The organism is Actinomadura sp. DC4 (assembly GCF_030406325.1).
In the GTDB taxonomy this organism is placed as follows: Bacteria; Actinomycetota; Actinomycetes; order Streptosporangiales; family Streptosporangiaceae; genus Actinoallomurus.
In genome coordinates, this window is the sequence record NZ_JAUEQY010000024.1 from 86,441 (window position 1) to 104,470 (window position 18,030).

Genomic DNA, 18,030 nt, shown 5'->3' on the forward strand with positions numbered 1-18,030 from the left:
GTCAGAACTCCTGGTCGGCCCCCGCTTGACTGATCGTGAAGACGTGCCGGCTCGCGGCGCAGACCGACTCCAGCATGTGCACGGGCGTGTCCTCGCTGGAGTAGGCCGCCCGCAGGAGCTGTACGGCCCACTCGCTCGGGTCGAGGTCGAGCGCGTCGACCTCCGAGCGTGTGGCCGGCCGCGCCACCAGCGACTCCTCCGCGTGCCCGAAGGAGTGGCCCAGGGACTCCAGGCACTCCTGGAGCGACGGCTTGACCAGCTCGGGTTCGGCGACACAGGTGCCGGCGAACAGATCGGCGCGGAAGTAGGACGTGACCAGGCGTACGGGCACGTCGTCGGCCAGGACCATGCGCCGGCGGGCGATCACCTCGTCGCCCGCCTGGATGCGCAGGCAGGTGGCGACGTGCTCGCTCGACGGCTCGGTACCGACGAAGAGGATGCGGACACTCGGGCGTAAGCCCTGACACTCGGACGCTGAGACGAACGCGTCGGCCGGGCCGTGGAGACCGGGCACGCTCGGGAGCGCGCGGTTGACGATGACCTGTGGCCGCTCCTCCGGCGGGGCCAATGGGGTACGGGAGGCCGGGCCCTTGCGCATCTGGGAGATGCGGCCGGGCGAGACGCCGAGGACGTTGGCGATCTCCTCCAGCCGGTGTCCGGTCTCACGGGCTTCGGCGATCGCCTGACGGCGCATCCGGGCGGCCTCTTCGACGAGGTTCTGTTGTTCGGTCATGGCCCGGCCCAGCGCGCAGGCGCGCTCGATCGGGTCGGAGATCGTGGCGATTTCGTGGAGGGTATTGAGGTTCACTGCGTCGGCACTCCGGTGTTCGAGACGAACTCGGCCCCCTGTTGCATGGTCACCCATTGTGGTCGTATGCTCACAGCATAGTTCCTTTACTCCCCCTAAACCCGTCGCGGAGAGGGTTTACCGCCATGCGCGAAACAGCGTTCGGTCATCCCGATGATCGTGATATAGGCGACACGGAGCGTGGCGACCGGACTTTGCCCCCCGATATCTCACCGTCGGAGACTCCGAGATCCGAGCGATCCGGTCTGCTCGGCTCGATCACGCTTCCGCGCCGTGCCGCCGAGGTGGCGGCGGCCCGCCGGTTCGTGGCCGCGACGCTGGGCGGCCATCCCACGACGGAGACCGCACAGCTCCTGACCAGCGAGGCGGTCACCAACGCGGTGATCCACACCGGCGGGGCGACCGTCACGGTGACCGTCCTGCGGACCGCGGCCGGTGTACGCCTTGAGGTCACCGACGGCGGCGCCGACACCGTCCCGACCGTTCACGACGCCGGTGACCTGCGCGAAGACGGGCGCGGGGTGTTCCTGCTCCGGCACCTGTCGGCACGCTGCGGCTTCCGCTCCGGCGAGGGCGGCCTGACCTTCTGGTTCGAGTTATGACAGGCCGGTCAGCCGATCGTGGACAGGTCGAAGTTGTCGAAGAGCGCCTGCAGGTCGCCGCCGGTCCCGCCGTTCTCCAGGCGGGCCATCAGGCCGGCGCCGCCGTTCGGCAGCGGGCCGTCGCCGTCGGAGGTCTCGGCGGCGAGCTTGCCGTTGATCCAGAAACGCAGGTGCACCTTCTGCCCGTCCTGCTCGCACGCGGCCTGCAGGCGGTTCTTCTCGCCCTTCTTGAAGCCGGCGGCCGACGGCTTCTGCGTCAGCTCCTTCGCCCCCTTCTTCCCCGCGACCTTCCGGATCAGCACGCCCCGCCCGTCGGCACGCACGAGAAAGGTGTAGAACGAGGCGTCGTCTCCGGTGCCGTTGCCGCGGCAGTACACCGCGAGCTGCCCGTACGGCGGGCCGGCCTTCGCGGTGGCGTCGGCGCTGACCAGCACACTGGTCGGCAGGGAGTCCTTGACCGGGGCGTGTTCCCACCGGCTCACATAGATGCCGCCCGCGTCGATCCGGTAGCCGCTCTCGGTGTAGCCGCTGCCGGAGATCCAGGTCGAGCCGGACCAGCCGGAGCCGTTGTCGGAGAAGTCGTCCGCGAAGACCGTCGTGGTCTTGGACGGCGGCCCGCCGGAGCCGCGCAGCAGGAAGAACAGGCCCGCGACCACGAGCAGCGCGACCACCGCCGCCGCGCCGATCACCACCGGCCGCAGCAACGGCGACGACGGGCCGCCCGGTGCTCGCGGCGGCAGCGCCCGGGTCATCGGGGAGTCCGGCATCGTACGGCGGCCGCTCGGGACGGCCCACGTCCGGCCGACGGTGTCGGCGGCCTCGGCCGTGTCGATGTGCGGGCGTCCGGTCAGGATGTCGAGCACCTGCTGGGCCGACGGGCGCGCCGCCGGGTCCTTCGACAGGGCCTGCGAGACCAGGGCCCGCAGCCCCTCGTCCAGCCCGTCCAGCGTCGGCTCGCCGTGGGAGATCTGGTACAGCACCGAGGGCACGGTCGGCCCGTCGAAGGGCGCGCGGCCCGTACCCGCGAAGGCGACGACGCAGGCCCAGGCGAACACATCGGAGGCCGGCGAGGGCGTGCCGGCCGAGATCAGCTCGGGCGCCATGTACGCCGGGGTGCCGATGAACTGTCCCGTACGCGTCGCGCCGGAGACCGTGTCGAGCGCGCGGGCGATGCCGAAGTCGATCACGCGGGGGCCGACGGAGGACAGCAGGACGTTCGCGGGCTTGAGGTCGCGGTGGATGACCCCGGCGCCGTGGATCGCGGTCAGGGCGGTGGCGACGCCGACCGCCAGGTGCTCCAGGCTGGAGCCGCGCATCGGGCCGCTGCTCGTGACGAACTCATCGAGGTTCGCGCCGTCGACGAACTCGGTGACGATGTACAACTGCTCGCCCTCGAGCTCGGCGTCGAGCACCGGGGCGGTGCAGAAGCGCCGCACCCGGCGGGCCGACTCGACCTCGCGCCGGAACCGGTCGCGGAAGGTCTCGTCGTCGGCCAGTTCGGGATTGATGACCTTGACCGCGGCGCGTTCGCCGCTCTCGGTCTCGGCGAGATAGACCGTGCCCATCCCGCCGCGCCCGAGGCGCCCGACGATGCGATAGTTCCCCAGTCGCTGCGGATCGCTGGGCCGCAGCGGATTGATCACATGATTACCGGTCACAGCGGTCCCGACCCTCCCGTATCCCGAGCGATAAGACTAATGGGAGGACAACTGCGGTTCCGCATTTACGCGTCTACTTCGGATAACAGGCGTACGGAGGGGCGGCCGGGACCGGCCGCCCCTCGGATCCGCGATCAGGCGTAGACGGTCTCGTCGGTGATGTCGGCCTGGGCGCGGTCGGGCAGCAGAACCGTGGCCGTCAGCGTCAGCAGCGAGGCCAGCACCATCGTGGCCGAGATCGCCCACCAGCCGAAGTCGTGCAGCAGCCAGGTCGCCAGCAGCGGCGCCGGGCCACCGGCGAACACCGAGGCGAGCTGGTAGCCGATGCCCGCGCCGCCGTACCTCAGCTTGGTCGGGAAGACCTCGGCGATCAGCGCGGCCTGCGGGCCGTACTGCATCGCATGCGGCACCTCGGCCAGCATGACGGTGAGGAAGATGACGACGCCGATGCCGGTGTTGATCAGCGCGAAGTACGGGAACGCGCAGATGGCGAGCAGGATCGACCCGGCCGCGTACACCCGTTTTCGGCCGATCGAGTCGCTGAGGTGCCCGGCGAGCGGGATGACGACGAGTCCCACCACGGCGGCGCCCGCGACCGCGTTCAGCGCGAAGGTGTTGGACCGGCCGGCGTGCTTCTCCATGTACGTCAGCGCGAACGAGGTGAAGATGTAGAACGGCATCTGCTCGGAGCAGCGGAGCAGCGCGCTGAGGATGATCTCCTTGGGGTGGCGCTTGATGACCTCGGCCACCGGCACCTTGGAGACCTCCTGGCGCTCCACGATCTCGGCGAACATCGGCGTCTCCATGACGCGCAGGCGCACCCACAGCCCGATGCCGACGAGTACGAGGCTGAACAGGAACGGCAGCCGCCAGCCCCAGTCCTTGAACGCGTCGCCGCTCGCGCTCGCGACCGACGACATCGCCACCGTGCCGATGATCAGGCCGATCGGCACGCCGATCTGCGGCCAGCTCGCCATCAGGCCGCGTCTCTTCTTGTTGCCCCACTCCATGGAGAGCAGGACCGAACCACTCCACTCGCCGCCGACCGCGATGCCCTGCAGCACCCGCAGCAGGACCAGCAGGATCGGGGCGGTGACCCCGATCGAGTGGGTGCCGGGGAGCACGCCGATGAGCGCGCTCGACACCCCCATCAGCACCAGCGTGACGATCAGGGTGGCCTTGCGGCCGAGCCGGTCGCCCCAGTGGCCGAAGATCGCCGCGCCGATCGGCCGGGCCGCGAACCCGACGGCGTACGTCGCGAACGAGGACAGCGTCCCGGCGTAGTCGCTCGACGAGGGGAAGAAGACGTCCTTGAAGACGACCGCCGCCGCGGTGTTGTAAAGAAAGAAGTCGTACCACTCGATCGAGGTGCCCACCACGCTCGCGATCGCGGCCATCCGGACCTGCGACGCGCGTTCGGCGTCGTCGACGGACCGCGCTCGCCGTGCCTCGCCCGGCTCCAGGACCATGAAATCCTCCTGTCGCCCCCGATGCGTGAGTAAATCGTCATGTCGTTTACCCGGGTTCCGGGCCACGGAACGTCGGCGACGTGACGAAAAACACGTTGGGTTCGGGCAGCGTTATCCAGACGGCGTGGTGACGGCCATCATGGTCGCCTGCATGAGGGCGACGATCTTTCTCGACCCGTCCGGGGCGATGCCGAAGACCTCGCCCCGGCACGTCGTGAGCGTTCGGCCGTTGCGCAGCACCGAGCCCACGGCGAGGAACCTCTCCTGGCTCGCGGGCGCGACGAGGGAGAGCGAGAAGTCGACGGTCAGCACGTCGCGGTCCGGCGGGAACAGCGTCAGGGCGGCGAACCCGCACGCCGAGTCGACGAGGGTCGTGATGGCGCCCGCGTGGATGAAACCGTGCTGCTGGCAGAGGTCGGCGCGCCGGGCGAGCTCCAGCTCGGCGCGGCCGGGCGCCAGGTCGTAGATCCCGACGCCCAGCGTGGTCAGCATCGACTGGCCGGCGACGGTCGCGCGGACGCGGCGATCGATCAGCGGGTCGAGCTCCGCGTGTTCCTCGTCGACGGTCACGGTGGTGTTCTCCTGCCCGAGTGCCCGGTGCTCAGGCGAGCGTAGCGGCGCCCTCGACCTGGCGACCGGCCCGTACGAGCAGGCTGAGCAGCGCGGCGCCGAACATGATGCCGGCGCTGACCTCGAACGCCAGGTGCATCCCGTCGATGAAGGACAGGTCACCGGCCCGTACGAGTGCTTGGGCGACGCGCGGCGGTGTGTGCGGGGGCACGGGCGCGATGCCCTGGGAGATGGCGCCCTTCATCGCGTCCACCTGGGGCCCGGTCGGCACGGGAAGGCCGCCTGCCTTCATATGGCCGGGGAGTACGCCGGCGACCTTCGCGGTCATCACCGCGCCCAGAACCGAGGTGCCGAGCGCGCCGCCGACCTGCATGGACACCTGTTGCAGCCCGCCCGCGACGCCGGCCAGCGCGACGGGGGCGTTGCCGACGATGATGTCGGTCGCGGCCACGAGGACCGGGCTCAGACCGATGCCGAGCAGCGTGAACCACGGGAACATCGCGGTGAAGCTCGCGTCGATGCCCAGCGTGGACAGGCCGACGAACGCCACCCCGCCGAGCGCCATGCCGGCGAACAGCGGCGGGCGCGGCCCGATCTTGCTGATCAGGGCGCCGGCCACCGGCGAGGCCACCATCATCGCGAGCATCATCGGCAGCAGCCGTACGCCGGTCTGCACGGGCGTCAGGAGGTGGACGCTCTGCAGGTAGAAGGTGAGGAAGAACATCCCGCCGAGCATCCCGAAGGCCATCAGCGTCATCAGCACGACGCCCACGGACAGCGGGACCGACCGGAACAGCCCGAGCGGCAGCAGCGGTTCGCGGGTCCGGCTCTCCCGTAGGAGGAAGACGGCGAGCAACGCGATGGCCGCGCCGAAGAAGGCGAGCGTCCTCCCGTCGCCCCAGCCGTACGCCGGGGCCTTGATGACGGCCCAGACCAGGGAGAACAGCATCCCGGACAGCAGCATGACGCCGAGGAGGTCGAAGGATGCGGGCCGGTCCTCGCCGCGGGTGTCGCCGAGGAACAGGGCGCCGACCACGAGCGCGACAAGGCCGACCGGGACGTTGATGAAGAAGACCGACTCCCAGTTGACGTGCTGGACGAGCAGGCCGCCGACGATCGGGCCGGCCGCGGTCGAGGCCGCGATGCAGGCGCTCCAGATGCCGATCGCCATGTTGAGGCGCCGGGCGGGGAAGGCCGCGCGTAGGAGGGCCAGCGCGGTGGGCTGGAGCATCGCGCCGAACAGGCCCTGCGCCACGCGCAGCGCGATCATCAGCCCGATGTCCCTGGACAGGCCGATGCCCGCCGAGGCGAGCCCGAAACCGACCGCGCCGATGAGGAAGACGGGCTTGTGCCCGATCCGGTCACCGAGCTTGCCCGCGGTGATCAGCGAGACCGCGAGGGCCAGGAGGTATCCGTTCGTCACCCACTGCAGGTCCGACAGCGACGCGCCGAGGTCCTTGGAGATCGCCGGGTTGGCGATCGCGACGACGGTGCCGTCGAGCGTGACCATGATGACGCCGAGCGCGACGGCGATGAGTGTCAGCCACGGGTTGCCGTGTCCCCGCCGGTGCCGTTGGTTCGCGGTCTCGGGTGGCGTTCCCTGGACGACCGGTTGCGACATTCGTCCCCCTCGGGTGCGTTGCGGGCCCTCCTTGGCAAGTTATGGCAGCGGCTGACAAATGACAAACATCGCTAATAGCTGTTTGCTGACATATGGCAGACTCTGCAGCAGAGGTTTTGATTAGGGGTGAGATGACGGGCCTTCTGGAGGCACAAACCGCCGGCCTGCGCGAACGCAAGAAGCAGCGCACGCGCTGGGCCCTGATCGACGCCGCGCTCGACCTGTTCCTCGCCCAGGGGTACGAGACGACGACGATCGACGAGATCGTCGCGGCGGTCGACGTGTCACAGCGCACGTACTTCCGGTACTTCGCCGGCAAGGAGGGCGTCGCGCTGTCGGTCCTGACGGAGTACGACGCGCTGTTCGTCGGGGCGCTGGCCGAGCGCCCGCCCGAGGAGCCCCCGGTCCCGGCGATGCGCGCGGCCCTGGACGTGTCGCTGGAGGCGATCCTGGACGGCGACGTGGCTCACGTGACCCGTTTCCGCAAGCTGCACGGACTGCTGGACCGGACCCCGGCCCTGGCGGCGGGCCAGCTGCGCCGTTTCGCGGAGGTCGAACAGACGGCGGCGGCCCTGATCGCCCGCCGCGTGGGCACGGACCTTCTTTCGGACCCGCGGCCGCATCTGCTGGTCGCGTCCTTCATGGCGGTGGTACGGGTGGCCTACGAGTCGTGCGTCCGGGACGCGGTCGTCGAACCGGCCGCGTTCGTCCCCCGAGTCCGCGGCCTCATCGCCCTGGCCACCGACACCCTCCCGGCCGCCTGGTCCGCGCGCTGATGTCGCCGCAGGCGTATCTGGTCGCCGCGGAGCAGGTGGTGGCGCTGCTGGAGGCTCCGGAAGTCGCCGCCGCGTGGGGACGGCCCAGCGCGCTGGCCGAGATGACGGTCGGCGGCCTTGCCGGCCACCTCGCGTACCAGATCTTCAGCGTCGACCCCGCCCTGCGCGAGCCCGCGTCGTCCTCGGCGCCGATCCCGCTGCTGGAGCACTACGGGCGAGCCGCCTGGATCGACGCCCCGCTGGACGGGGAGGTGAACGCCGGCATCCGCGCGAAGGGCGAGGACATCGCGTCCGGCGGCCCGTCGTCGCTGGTGGAACGGGCCCGTACGACCCTCGCCTCGCAGCGGACCGGGCTCGCGGAGTGCCCGGGTGACAAGGTGGTGTTCCTCCCGCAGACGGGGTGGGCGCTCGGTCTCGACGACTTCCTGGTCACCCGGCTGGTGGAGCTCGTCGTACACCGGGACGACCTCGCCGTCAGTGTGGGACTGGCCATGCCGGAGCTCCCCGAGGCCGCCTTCGACCCGGTGCTCACGCTGCTGGCCCGGCTCGCCGCCCGGCGGCACGGCCAGGCCGCGCTCCTCAGGGCGCTGACCCGGGTGGAACGGGCGCCCGCGGCGATCAACGCGATCTGACCGGGAAGGCCGCCTGTGCTCAGGCGCCCAGGTGGCGGGCGACGAAGTCGCGCCACAGGGCGATGGCGTCGGGCCTGGTCTCGCCGTGCGTGCCCGAGTAGCCGACCACCTGTTTGTCCGGCGATCCCAGCAGGTCGAACAGGGCGAGCTGGCCGTCTCTGGGGAAGATCTCGTCGTCCCACTGGAGATGGAAGAGGACGGGGGCGGTGATCCGCCGGGCGTCGATCGCGGCGCGCTCCGGCGCGGCCAGGCCCTCGTGCAGGGCCGCCTGGACGAGACCGAACTTGCCGAAGACCGCGCACCGCAGCCGATCGCCCAGAGCGGCGGCGAGCGGAAGGCCGAACCGTGTCCCCATGGACATTCCGAGATACCCGACGCCCGTGACGTCCGCGACGCCCATGTCCCCGACGGCGTCCACCGCCGCCAGCCACTCGCCGGTCACCCGGTCGAGCACGACCTCGACGCCCTCGGCCGCGATCCGCCCCTGGTAGTCGGGGAGGCGGCGGTCGCCGTGGTGGGGCCCGTCGATCGCCAGCGACGCGACGTTCGCGTGGGTCGCGAACCAGCGGGCCAGGCCCACGATCCGCTCGTTCCGCTTGTGGCCGCTGCCCCCGTGTCCCAGCAGGACCAGGGGAGGCGCGGGGACCGACGGCGGGAGCCACAGTGCGGCCGGCGCGGCCCCGACCCGGAACGACCGTTCGATGACGTCCACCCGGTCCACTCTAAAACGGTCACACGGCCGGCCGCAGAAGGGCGGGCAGGTCCTCGTCGTGGAGGACGGTCAGGTGGGAGACCGCTCGGGTGAGGACGACGTACAGCCGCCTCAACCCCGGGATGTCATCGGAGGGCGCGGCGGGTTCGGCGGCCACGATCGCGGTGGGTTCGACCACGATGACCTGGTCGAACTCCAGGCCCTTGGCCTGCGTCGCCGGGGTCACGACCAGCCGGGCGCCGGTGAAGCCGTCCGTCAGCACCACGTGGTCGAGGCCCTCCTCCACCAGCAGGGCCAGCAGGGCCGGCACTGAGGCGTCGGCCGTGATCAGGCCGATCGAGCCCTCCCCGGCCAGCGCCTCCCGGCAGGCGGAAAGAGCGGCCGCGTGAACGTCCGCGACGCGACGCACCTCCAGCGCGCCCGGCGCCGAGCGTACCGACGTCGGCGGGGTCAGGTCCGGGGCGATCGCCGGCAGCAGGCGGCTCGCGAAGTCGATGATCTGGCGGGGCACCCGGTAGCCCCGGTCCAGCACCGTGCGTTCCGCCGAGGGCTTGCCGAGGTGGCGTAGGAGCGTGGCCCAGTCGCCGACCGCCCAGGGCGTCGTGCCCTGCGCGATGTCGCCGAGTACCGTCGCCGAGCCCGTCTCACACCGCCGCCCCACCGCGCGGCACTCCATCGCGGACAGGTCCTGGGCCTCGTCCAGCACGACGTGGCCCAGGCTGGGCGTCCGGTTGATCAGGTCGGCGGCCTCGTCGACGAGCACCGCGTCGGCGCGTGACCAGCGGGCCGACTTCGGGCCCTTCGCGGGCTTGGCCCACAGCAGCGCCGCCTGTTCGGCGGGCTCCAGGAGCCCGTCCGCCGCCGACGCGAGGAACTCCGCGTCCGACAGCAGCCGCATCACCACGCGTACGGGGTCGAGGGCCGGCCACGCCTGGTCGACCATCGCCTTCACCGGGCGCGTACGGCGGACGGCCTCGTGCGTACGGTCGTCGCAGGCCTCGCCGGCGGACTCCATGCGGATCAGGATCGCGTGGGCGATGCGATGGGAGAGCAGGTCGCGGCCCGCTCCGTACCGGACTCCGCGGGTGCGCAGCGCGTCGGCGAGTTCGGCGATCTCATAGGCCGGGATGCGCCAGCGTCTCGTGCCGCGCGGGAGTACGAGGGCCTCGGCCGGTTCGCGCAGCCGGCCCCAGATCGCGCGGCGCAGCACCTCGGCCATCCGTGCGTCGCCCTTGAGCCGCGCGGTGGCGGGCTCGTCGGCCGTACGGACCGAGACCGTCTCCAGCAGCCCTTCGAGCGTCTGCTGCTTGACGTTGATCTCGCCGAGCGCGGGCAGCACGCCGCGGATGTAGTCCAGGAACGAGGCGCTCGGCCCGATCACCAGGACGCCGCCCCGGCGCATCCGCTCGCGGTGGGCGTACAGAAGGTAGGCCACCCGGTGCAGGCCGACGGCGGTCTTTCCGGTGCCCGGCGCGCCCTGGACGCACAGGGTGTGGTCGGCGTCGGCCCGGACGATGTCGTCCTGTTCGGGCTGGATCGTGGCGACGATGTCGCGCATCGGGCCGACGCGCGGGCGCTCGATCTCCTCGATCAGGATCCGCGACTCGGCCGGCGCGGTGAAGTCCTCGTCCTCCAGCGCGGTGAGCTCGCCGCCGGAGTAGCCGAACCTCCGCCGCAGCTCCAAGCCCATCGGGTCCGACGTGCTCGCCTTGTAGAACGCCCGCGACATCGGCGCCCGCCAGTCGATGACGAGCGGCTCGCCGCCGTCGTCGTGGACGTGTCGGCGGCCGACGTACAACCGCTCGGTGTCGTGGTCCAGGCGCCCGAAGAACAGCGCCGTCGTCGGGTCGTCGCGCAGCGCCTCGGCGCGCTTGCCGAGCTCGGCGTGCAGCACCTGCGCCGACACCCAGTCACCGGCGGCCGAGGCGTCCAGGGTGAGGACGTTCTGCCGCATCCGCTCCAGTGCCTCCCGCGAACGGCGTAGATAAGCGCGTTCGGCCGCTATCTCCGCCTCGGCGTCCTCCGCTTCCTGAGCAGGCATGACGAAACCCTTCGGTCGGTGGGGGAGCGCGAAGTCGCTAACTTAGTACGGAGCGGCGCCGGGCTCATCCGATTATCGCCGCCGGTGCGCTAACGTTCGATGTTGATCGAACTCCCGCTCACAGGAGGTCACATGCGCGCGATCGTCGTCACCGAGTTCGGCGGACCCGAAGTACTCAAGCCGACCGACTACGAGGACCCGCGTCCGGGCCCGGGCGAGGTCGTGGTCGACCTGCTGGCGGGCGGCGTCAACTTCCGCGACATCTACGAGCGCGTCGGCACGTACGAGAGGCCGCTGCCGTACGTCCCCGGCAGCGAGGGCGCGGGGCGGATCAGCGAGGTCGGCGAGGGCGTGACCGGGCTCGGGATCGGCGACATCGTGGTCTCCTCCGACCTTCAGGGCGCGTATGCCGAGCGCAGTGTCGTCTCCGCCGAGCGTGCCGTCCCGGTCGGCGACGCCGACCCCGAGCAGGCCGCCGCCGCGATGCTCCAGGGCCTGACCGCGCACTACCTGAGCCACTCGACGTACGCCATCAAACCGGGCGACACCGCACTGGTGCACGCCGCGGCGGGCGGCGTCGGCCTGCTGCTCACCCAGATGATCAAGCTGCGCGGCGGAAAGGTGATCGGCACCGTCTCGACGGCCGAGAAGGAGAAGCTCGCCCGCGACGCCGGCGCCGACGAGGTCGTGCGCTACGAGAACTTCGCCGAGAGCGTCCGGCACCTGACCGGCGGCGTGCACGTCGTCTACGACGGCGTCGGTAAGAACACCTTCGACGACAGCATGTCGGTGCTGCGCCCGCGGGGGATGCTGGCGCTCTACGGCGCGGCGAGCGGCCCGGTGCCGCCGGTCGACCCGCAGCGGCTCAACGTGGCCGGCTCGCTGTTCCTCACCCGGCCGACGCTCGGCCACTACGTCGCCACCCGCGAGGAACTGCGGTGGCGCACCGGGGACCTGTTCGGCTGGGTCGCGGCCGGCGACCTGTCGGTGCACGTCGGCGGGCGCTATCCGCTCGACGAGGCCGCGCGTGCGCAGGAGGACCTCGCGGCACGCCGTACGACCGGAAAGCTGCTGCTCATCCCCTGACGCCCGGCAGGACGCGCCAGGCCGTCAGCGCCTCCACCAGCCCGTCGGTCGTCGGGAGCCGGCGCAGCTCCGCCGGGGTCGCCCAGCGCGCCTCGGCGGCGTCGTCTCCCGCGGCCAGCTCACCGCTGATCACCGTCGCGGCGTAGTCGTGGATGTCGTACGTCACCCCGTCCAGGCCGGGGCGCTCGACCGAGCCGATCAGCCGGCCCGGCTCGACGCGCAGGCCGGTCTCCTCCGACAGCTCGCGTACGACGGCCTCCGCGTCGGACTCTCCCGGCTCGACCCGGCCGCCCGGCAGGGACCACAGGCCCTCGCCCGGCGGCCGGCCCCGCCGGATCACGAGCAGCCGGCCCTCGGCGTCATGGACGATCGCTCCCACACATCGCATGCCGCCAGAATGCCCCCCGAGCGCCGCTCGCGCCCACCCCTAGCAGCGAATTCGCCGGTTCAGGCGTTAAAGTATTGTCTATCGCAAAACCGGTTGAGTTAAGCCGGGCAATGGGGGATACATGAAGCGTCCGACGATCGCGGACATCGCTCAGCGGGCCGGGGTCACCAAGAGCACGGTCTCGTTCGCGTTGAACGACCGTCCCGGAGTGTCGGACGCGACCCGCACGCGCATCCTCGACATCGCCCAGGAGATGGGCTGGCAGCCGAGCCGTGCGGCGCGTGCCCTGTCCGGCGGGCGCGCCGGCGTGCTCGGCCTCGTCGTCGACCGCCCGGCGAGGACGCTCGGCATCGAGCCGTACTTCATGCAGCTCATCTCCGGCATCGAGGGCGCGCTGTCCAGCCTCGACATCGCGCTGCTGCTCCAGGTCACCGCGGACGCCGCCGCGCAGCAGGCGACGTACCGCCGCTGGTGGGCCGAGCGGCGCGTCGACGGGGTGTTCGTCGTCGACCTGGGCGTGGACGACGAGCGTACGAAGGTGCTCGCCGAACTCGGCATGCCGGCGATCGTCGTCGGCGGCCCGCAGGGGCTGAACGACCTGCCGGGGCTGTGGAACGACGAGCGCGCGGCCGTACGCGCGGTGGTGGAGTACCTCGTCGCGCTGGGCCACCGCCGCATCGCGCGGGTGGCCGGGCTGCCGGGGCTGTGGCACACGGTGATGCGCGAGGAGGCGTTCGAGGAGGCCGCGCGGGAGCTGGGCGTGACGGCGTCGGGCGGCACCACGGACTACACCGGCGACGCGGGCGCCCGTACGACGCGGCGGCTGCTGTCGTCCCCGGAGCCGCCGACCGCGATCGTGTACGACAACGACGTCATGGCCGTCGCGGGCCTGGCCGTCGCGGCCGAGATGAACATCCGCGTTCCGGACCGCCTGTCCATCGTGGCCTGGGACGACTCGGTGCTGTGCCGCCTGGTCCACCCACCGCTGACGGCGGTGAGCCTGGACATCGCGGCGTACGGGGCCGAGGTCGCGCGGCGGCTGGTGGAGCTGGCGGCGGGCCGCCCGGTCGAGAGCGAGTGCCACGCGACGCCGGTGCTGTCGCCGCGGGGGAGCACCGGGCCGGCTTAGGCGGTCCACTCGTCGGCGAGCAGGGCCCAGACCTCCGTGTCGTGGAGGCCGCCGCGGAGGGGGAACGACGCGCGCAGCACGCCCTCGCGCGTCATCCCGAGGCGGCGGGCCACCGCCTTGCTCGCCTCGTTGGCCGGCAACGTACGCCACTCCACGCGTGTCATGCCGCGCTCGACGACCGCCCAGTCGATCATGTGGCGCGCCGCCGTGGTGATCAGGCCGCGGCCCCGCGCCTCCGGTGAGAGCCAGACGCCGACCTCGCACGTACGGGAGCGCGTGTCGAAGACGCGGAACAGCGTGCCCCCGGACAGCACGCCGCCGACCCAGATCCCGTAGAGCCGCCCCTCGTCGCGGGCCTGCCGGTCGGCGTAGGACTGCAGCCACCGCCGCGCGCTGTCAGCGTCGTTGACGACCTCGACCCAGGGTAGCCAGGGCGCCAGGTGTTCGCGCGAACGGTCGGCGTGGGCGGAGAACTCCTCCGCGTGCCAGGGCTCCAGCGGACGCAGCTCCGCGTCGTCGGCGAGGGGGTGAGCGAACATGTGCGTGATCTCCGATCCGTACCCAACGTTTGTTATGTACCCTAACCCCGGGAGGAGGTGTCCGGATGCCGGCTCGCGGTGACCACGACGCCCGGAGGCGCGACGTCTCGGCGGCGGTCTGGAGCGTGTTGGCCGCGCGCGGCTTCGGCGGCCTGACGCTGCGTGCCGTCGCGGCCGAGATGGGCGCCTCGACCGGGCTGCTCACGCACTACTTCCCGACCAAACGCGCCCTCCTGCGCCACGCACTGGAGATCGCCGAGGAGCGCACGGACGAGCGCGACCGCCGCGTCCCGGCCGAGCGGGGTCTGGAGGCCTTGCGGGCTTCGCTCTTGGACGTGCTGCCGCTGACGCCGGAGTCGACGGCGATGAGCCGGGTGTGGGTGAGCTTCTGGGACGGTGCGCTGGGCGACCCGGTGCTGGCGGCGCGACAGCGGGCACGGTACGAACGCTGGCGCGAGCGGCTGCGGGGCCACGTCGAGGCGGCCCAGGAGGCGGGGCAACTGCCCGCGGGGGCCGCCGCGGGGGAGCTGGCCGTGACCTCCGCCGCCTTCGCCCACGGCCTGGTCGTACAGACGTTGTTCGCCCCGGACGACTTCCCGCCCGACCTGCAGACCCGGGTGCTGGACCGCTTTCTCACCGCGCTCGGCGGCCTGCCCGCGACGGCCTGACTCGGCGGAAGGCGCGTGCTCCCCGGCCCATGAGCGCCACCGCCCGCCCGCTTGTCCCGGGTCCGGCCTGCCGAAATATTCGAATAATTCAATTCGGTGACGGGCTGTTGACGCTAAACCGGTTTAGTGGTCCCATGCTTTCACCGGATCGCGGATGCCCTGTGGGGTTCACGTCGGGGCGGCCTCACGACTGACGGTTGATAGGAGACACAGGTGAAGGCACGCGGAACAGCGGCGCTGGCGGCGAGCGTGGTGCTCGCGGCAGGCCTGGCCGCCTGCGGGAGCGGTGGCGGCGACAAGTCATCGCCCAAGACGCTCACCTACTGGGCGAGCAACCAGGGGCGCAGCATCCAGCAGGACCAGCAGGTGCTCGGGCCCGAGCTGAAGAAGTTCGAGGCCAAGACCGGCATCAAGGTCAAGCTCGAGGTGATCGGCTGGCCGGACCTGCTCAACCGGATCCTCGCCGCCACCTCCAGTGGCAAGGGGCCCGACGTGGTCAACGTCGGGAACACCTGGTCGGCATCGCTGCAGGCCACGGGCGCGTTCCAGGGGTTCGACGACGCGACCTTCGCCAAGGTCGGCGGCAAGACGAAGTTCATCCCCTCGACGCTCACCTCGACCGGCGCGGCCGGCAAGCCCCCGGCGTTCGTGCCCCTCTACGGCCTGGCGTACGGGCTGTTCTACAACAAGAAGCTGTTCGCCGACGCGGACCTCCAGCCGCCGCAGACCTGGCAGGACCTGGTCAGCGACGCGAAGAAGCTGACGGTCCCCGCCAAGAAGCAGTACGGCGTCGTCATGGAAGGCGCGAGTTACACCGAGGGCTCGCACTTCGCGTTCATGTTCGGCGCGCAGAACGGCGCGAAGCTCTTCCAGGGCGGCCAGCCCGGCTTCGACTCCCCGCAGATGGTGGCCGGCGTGAAGCAGTACGTCGACCTGATGGCCGGGCAGAAGGTCGTCAACCCCAGCAACGCCGAATACGTCAACGACTCCGACATGCTCAAGGACTTCGCCGGCGGCAAGGCCGCGATGATGATGATCCAGAGCTACGCCCCCAAGGGCCTGGCGGAGAACGGCATGAAAGAGGGCGAGTTCGGCATCGTGCCGATCCCGGTGATCAGCCCCCTGCCGCCCGGTGGACGCAAGGTCAGCAGTCACGTCGCCGGCATCAACATCGGGGTGTTCAAGAACAGCGCGAACAAGGACGGCGCCCTCAAGCTGGTCGACTTCCTCACCAGCCCCGACGAGCAGAAGATCCTCGACACCCAGCTCGGCCCGCTGCCGGTCGTGCAGGAGGCGTACAACGACCCGAAGTTCCAGACGCCGGAGATCAAGACGTTCAAGGACATCCTCGCGAACTCCTCGGAGACCCTGCCGATGATCCCGCAGGAGGCGCAGTTCGAGACTCTGGTCGGCAACACGGTCAAGCAGCTCATCGCGGACGCGGCCTCGGGCAAGACCGTCGACGACCAGACCATCAAGAACGCGCTGACCGCCGCGAACAAAAAAATGCAGACCGGCGGATGAGCGACACCATCACCGCCCCCGGGGACGCGCCACCGCGCGTCCCCGGGAAACCCCGCCGTCGTCGTCCCAGCGGCCGCAAGGCGCTGCCCTACGTCCTCCTGGTGCCGGCGCTGATCGCCGAGCTGGTCATCCACGTCGTCCCGATGCTCGTCGGCGCGTGGATGAGCCTGCTGCACCTCACCCAGTTCTTCATCCGCAACTGGACCGCGGCCCCGTACGGCGGCCTGACCAACTACCGCGTCGCGATGGACGTGAACGGGCCGGTCGGCAAGGACCTGCTGCACTCGTTCTTCGTCACCGTCGCGGTCACCGTGCTCGTCGTCGCCGGCGCCTGGCTGTTCGGGTTGGCCGGCGCGGTGCTGCTCGACCGGCCCTTCCGCGGGCGCGGGACGCTGCGCACGCTCTTCCTCATCCCGTACGCGCTGCCGGTCTTCACCGCGGTCATCACCTGGCGGTTCATGTTCCAGCGCGACACCGGCATGGTGAACCGCGTGCTCTCCGACGAGCTGCACGTCACCCACGGCCACCCGTTCTGGCTGCTGGGCGGCAACAGCTTCGCCGCGCTGGTGATCATCAACGTCTGGCGGCTGTGGCCGTTCGCCTTCCTCACGCTGACCGCGGGGCTGCAGAGCGTCCCCGTCGACCTGCACGAGGCGGCGGCGATCGACGGGGCGGGGTTCGCGCGCCGGCTGTGGTCGGTGACGCTGCCGCTGCTGCGCCCGGTCAACCGGGTGCTGCTGCTCGTGCTGTTCCTGTGGACGTTCAACGACTTCAACGTCGCGTACATCCTGTTCGACCTGCCGCCGAGAAGCGCGGACGTGATCTCCATCCACATCTACAACGCGTCCTTCATCACCTGGAACTTCGGCCTCGGCTCGGCGATGTCCGTGCTGCTGCTGGCGTTCCTGCTCGTCGTGACGCTCGGGTATCTCGGGACCGGCCGGTTGAGGAGGCGCCATGCATGAGTCGACCGCGCTGCGCTGGACGCGCCGCGTCGTTCTCACCCTGTTGACGATCTTCACGGTGCTGCCGCTGTACGTGATGGTGGTCTCGTCGGTCAAGCCGCTGAAGGACGTCCAGGGCGCCTTCACCTGGCTGCCCTCGCACGTGACGATCCAGCCGTTCATCGACATGTGGCGCACCGTGCCGCTCGGCCGCTACTTCGTCAACAGCCTGGTCGTCTCGCTGTCCGCGACGGTCTGCTCGGTGCTGATCGCGATCATCACCGGGTACGCGGTCAGCCGCTACCGGTTCCCGGGCCGCGGCACGTTCATGACCGTGGTGCTGTCGACGCAGATGTTCCCCGGCATCCTCTTCCTGCTGCCGCTGTTCCTGATCTTCGTCAACATCGACCGCTACACCGGCATCGTCCTGTACGGCAGCCGCCTCGGCCTGACGATCACCTACCTGACGTTCGCGCTGCCCTTCTCCATCTGGCTGATCGCCGGCTACTTCGACACGATCCCGCGCGAGCTGGACGAGGCGGCACGGGTCGACGGCGCCGGCCCGATCCGTACGCTGGTCCGCGTCCTGCTGCCGGTCGCCGCACCGGGCATCGTCGCCGTCGCCATCTACGCCTTCATGACCGCATGGGGCGAGGTGCTGTTCGCCTCCGTGCTCACCGACGAGTCGACCCGTACGCTCGCGGTGGGCCTGCGCGGGTACGCCAACCAGTCGAACGTCTACTGGAACCAGGTGATGGCGGCCTCGCTGGTGATCAGCCTGCCGGTGGTGATCGGCTTCCTCGGCCTGCAGCGCTTCCTCGTCCACGGCCTCACCGCCGGCGCGGTCAAGTCCTGACCTGATC

18 protein-coding genes are annotated in these 18,030 nt (G+C 70.8%); 9 read left to right on the plus strand and 9 right to left on the minus strand.

The features are described 5' to 3' along the window. Position 1 precedes the first annotated feature (1 nt). Positions 2-808, minus strand: coding sequence for a UTRA domain-containing protein (locus tag QWU11_RS32870; RefSeq protein WP_290118376.1), 807 nt, complete (start codon positions 806-808; stop codon positions 2-4). Positions 809-1,002: 194 nt separating this feature from the next. Here QWU11_RS32870 and QWU11_RS32875 point away from each other — a divergent pair, with 194 nt between their 5' ends. Beyond that, a complete protein-coding gene (locus QWU11_RS32875; RefSeq protein WP_290118377.1) occupies positions 1,003-1,410 on the plus strand; it encodes an ATP-binding protein in 408 nt (135 codons plus the stop codon). An 8-nt stretch (positions 1,411-1,418) separates the two neighbouring features. Here the strand turns inward: QWU11_RS32875 and QWU11_RS32880 are convergent, their stop codons facing one another. The 4 genes from QWU11_RS32880 to QWU11_RS32895 all read right to left on the minus strand — a co-directional run bounded on the left by QWU11_RS32880 (position 1,419) and on the right by QWU11_RS32895 (position 6,728). After that, positions 1,419-3,068, minus strand: a complete 1,650-nt coding sequence (locus QWU11_RS32880; protein ID WP_290118378.1) for a serine/threonine-protein kinase — start codon at positions 3,066-3,068, stop codon at positions 1,419-1,421. Positions 3,069-3,202: 134 nt separating this feature from the next. Next, on the minus strand, positions 3,203-4,537 hold the full coding sequence (locus QWU11_RS32885) for an MFS transporter (RefSeq protein ID WP_290118379.1): 1,335 nt from the start codon (positions 4,535-4,537) through the stop codon (positions 3,203-3,205). A 111-nt stretch (positions 4,538-4,648) separates the two neighbouring features. After that, entirely contained in the window at positions 4,649-5,107 is a 459-nt protein-coding gene (locus QWU11_RS32890; protein WP_290118380.1) for a PaaI family thioesterase, read from the minus strand. Positions 5,108-5,138: 31 nt separating this feature from the next. Further along, positions 5,139-6,728 (minus strand): MFS transporter, encoded by a 1,590-nt coding sequence (locus QWU11_RS32895; protein ID WP_290118381.1) that lies wholly within the window; start codon positions 6,726-6,728, stop codon positions 5,139-5,141. Positions 6,729-6,859: 131 nt separating this feature from the next. Here QWU11_RS32895 and QWU11_RS32900 point away from each other — a divergent pair, with 131 nt between their 5' ends. Together QWU11_RS32900 and QWU11_RS32905 are read left to right on the plus strand one after the other, a co-directional pair. Beyond that, positions 6,860-7,504, plus strand: a complete 645-nt coding sequence (locus tag QWU11_RS32900) for a TetR/AcrR family transcriptional regulator (RefSeq protein WP_290118382.1) — start codon at positions 6,860-6,862, stop codon at positions 7,502-7,504. Then, entirely contained in the window at positions 7,504-8,136 is a 633-nt protein-coding gene (locus QWU11_RS32905; RefSeq protein ID WP_290118383.1) for a maleylpyruvate isomerase N-terminal domain-containing protein, read from the plus strand. Before QWU11_RS32900 ends, QWU11_RS32905 begins: the two co-directional genes overlap by 1 nt. Before the next feature lie 19 nt (positions 8,137-8,155). Here the strand turns inward: QWU11_RS32905 and QWU11_RS32910 are convergent, their stop codons facing one another. Together QWU11_RS32910 and QWU11_RS32915 are read right to left on the minus strand one after the other, a co-directional pair. After that, a complete protein-coding gene (locus QWU11_RS32910; protein WP_290118384.1) occupies positions 8,156-8,848 on the minus strand; it encodes a dienelactone hydrolase family protein in 693 nt (230 codons plus the stop codon). A gap of 19 nt (positions 8,849-8,867) precedes the next feature. Beyond that, entirely contained in the window at positions 8,868-10,889 is a 2,022-nt protein-coding gene (locus QWU11_RS32915; protein WP_290118385.1) for an AAA family ATPase, read from the minus strand. 132 nt (positions 10,890-11,021) lie between these two features. On the opposite strand from QWU11_RS32915, the gene QWU11_RS32920 reads away from it, so the two are divergent. Continuing rightward, a complete protein-coding gene (locus QWU11_RS32920) occupies positions 11,022-11,975 on the plus strand; it encodes a quinone oxidoreductase (protein WP_290118386.1) in 954 nt (317 codons plus the stop codon). On the opposite strand, the gene QWU11_RS32925 is transcribed toward QWU11_RS32920, so the two are convergent. After that, positions 11,965-12,363, minus strand: coding sequence for an NUDIX domain-containing protein (locus QWU11_RS32925; RefSeq protein ID WP_290118387.1), 399 nt, complete (start codon positions 12,361-12,363; stop codon positions 11,965-11,967). The genes QWU11_RS32920 and QWU11_RS32925 overlap by 11 nt on opposite strands. Before the next feature lie 121 nt (positions 12,364-12,484). Here QWU11_RS32925 and QWU11_RS32930 point away from each other — a divergent pair, with 121 nt between their 5' ends. Then, complete coding sequence (locus tag QWU11_RS32930) at positions 12,485-13,492, plus strand: LacI family DNA-binding transcriptional regulator (protein ID WP_290118388.1); 1,008 nt, start codon at positions 12,485-12,487, stop codon at positions 13,490-13,492. Here the strand turns inward: QWU11_RS32930 and QWU11_RS32935 are convergent. Beyond that, a complete protein-coding gene (locus QWU11_RS32935) occupies positions 13,489-14,031 on the minus strand; it encodes a GNAT family protein (protein ID WP_290118389.1) in 543 nt (180 codons plus the stop codon). The genes QWU11_RS32930 and QWU11_RS32935 overlap by 4 nt on opposite strands. 65 nt (positions 14,032-14,096) lie before the next feature. Between QWU11_RS32935 and QWU11_RS32940 the strand changes: the two genes are divergently transcribed. The 4 genes from QWU11_RS32940 to QWU11_RS32955 all read left to right on the plus strand — a co-directional run bounded on the left by QWU11_RS32940 (position 14,097) and on the right by QWU11_RS32955 (position 18,023). Beyond that, a complete protein-coding gene (locus QWU11_RS32940) occupies positions 14,097-14,699 on the plus strand; it encodes a TetR/AcrR family transcriptional regulator (RefSeq protein WP_290118390.1) in 603 nt (200 codons plus the stop codon). 213 nt (positions 14,700-14,912) lie between these two features. Further along, positions 14,913-16,223: a sugar ABC transporter substrate-binding protein gene (locus QWU11_RS32945; protein ID WP_290118391.1), complete on the plus strand. Its 1,311-nt coding sequence runs from the start codon at positions 14,913-14,915 to the stop codon at positions 16,221-16,223. Next, positions 16,220-17,188 (plus strand): sugar ABC transporter permease, encoded by a 969-nt coding sequence (locus QWU11_RS32950; RefSeq protein WP_290118392.1) that lies wholly within the window; start codon positions 16,220-16,222, stop codon positions 17,186-17,188. The genes QWU11_RS32945 and QWU11_RS32950 overlap by 4 nt, the downstream gene beginning before the upstream one ends. Continuing rightward, positions 17,181-18,023, plus strand: a complete 843-nt coding sequence (locus QWU11_RS32955; protein ID WP_290118393.1) for a carbohydrate ABC transporter permease — start codon at positions 17,181-17,183, stop codon at positions 18,021-18,023. Before QWU11_RS32950 ends, QWU11_RS32955 begins: the two co-directional genes overlap by 8 nt. The last annotated feature ends 7 nt before the right edge of the window (positions 18,024-18,030 follow it).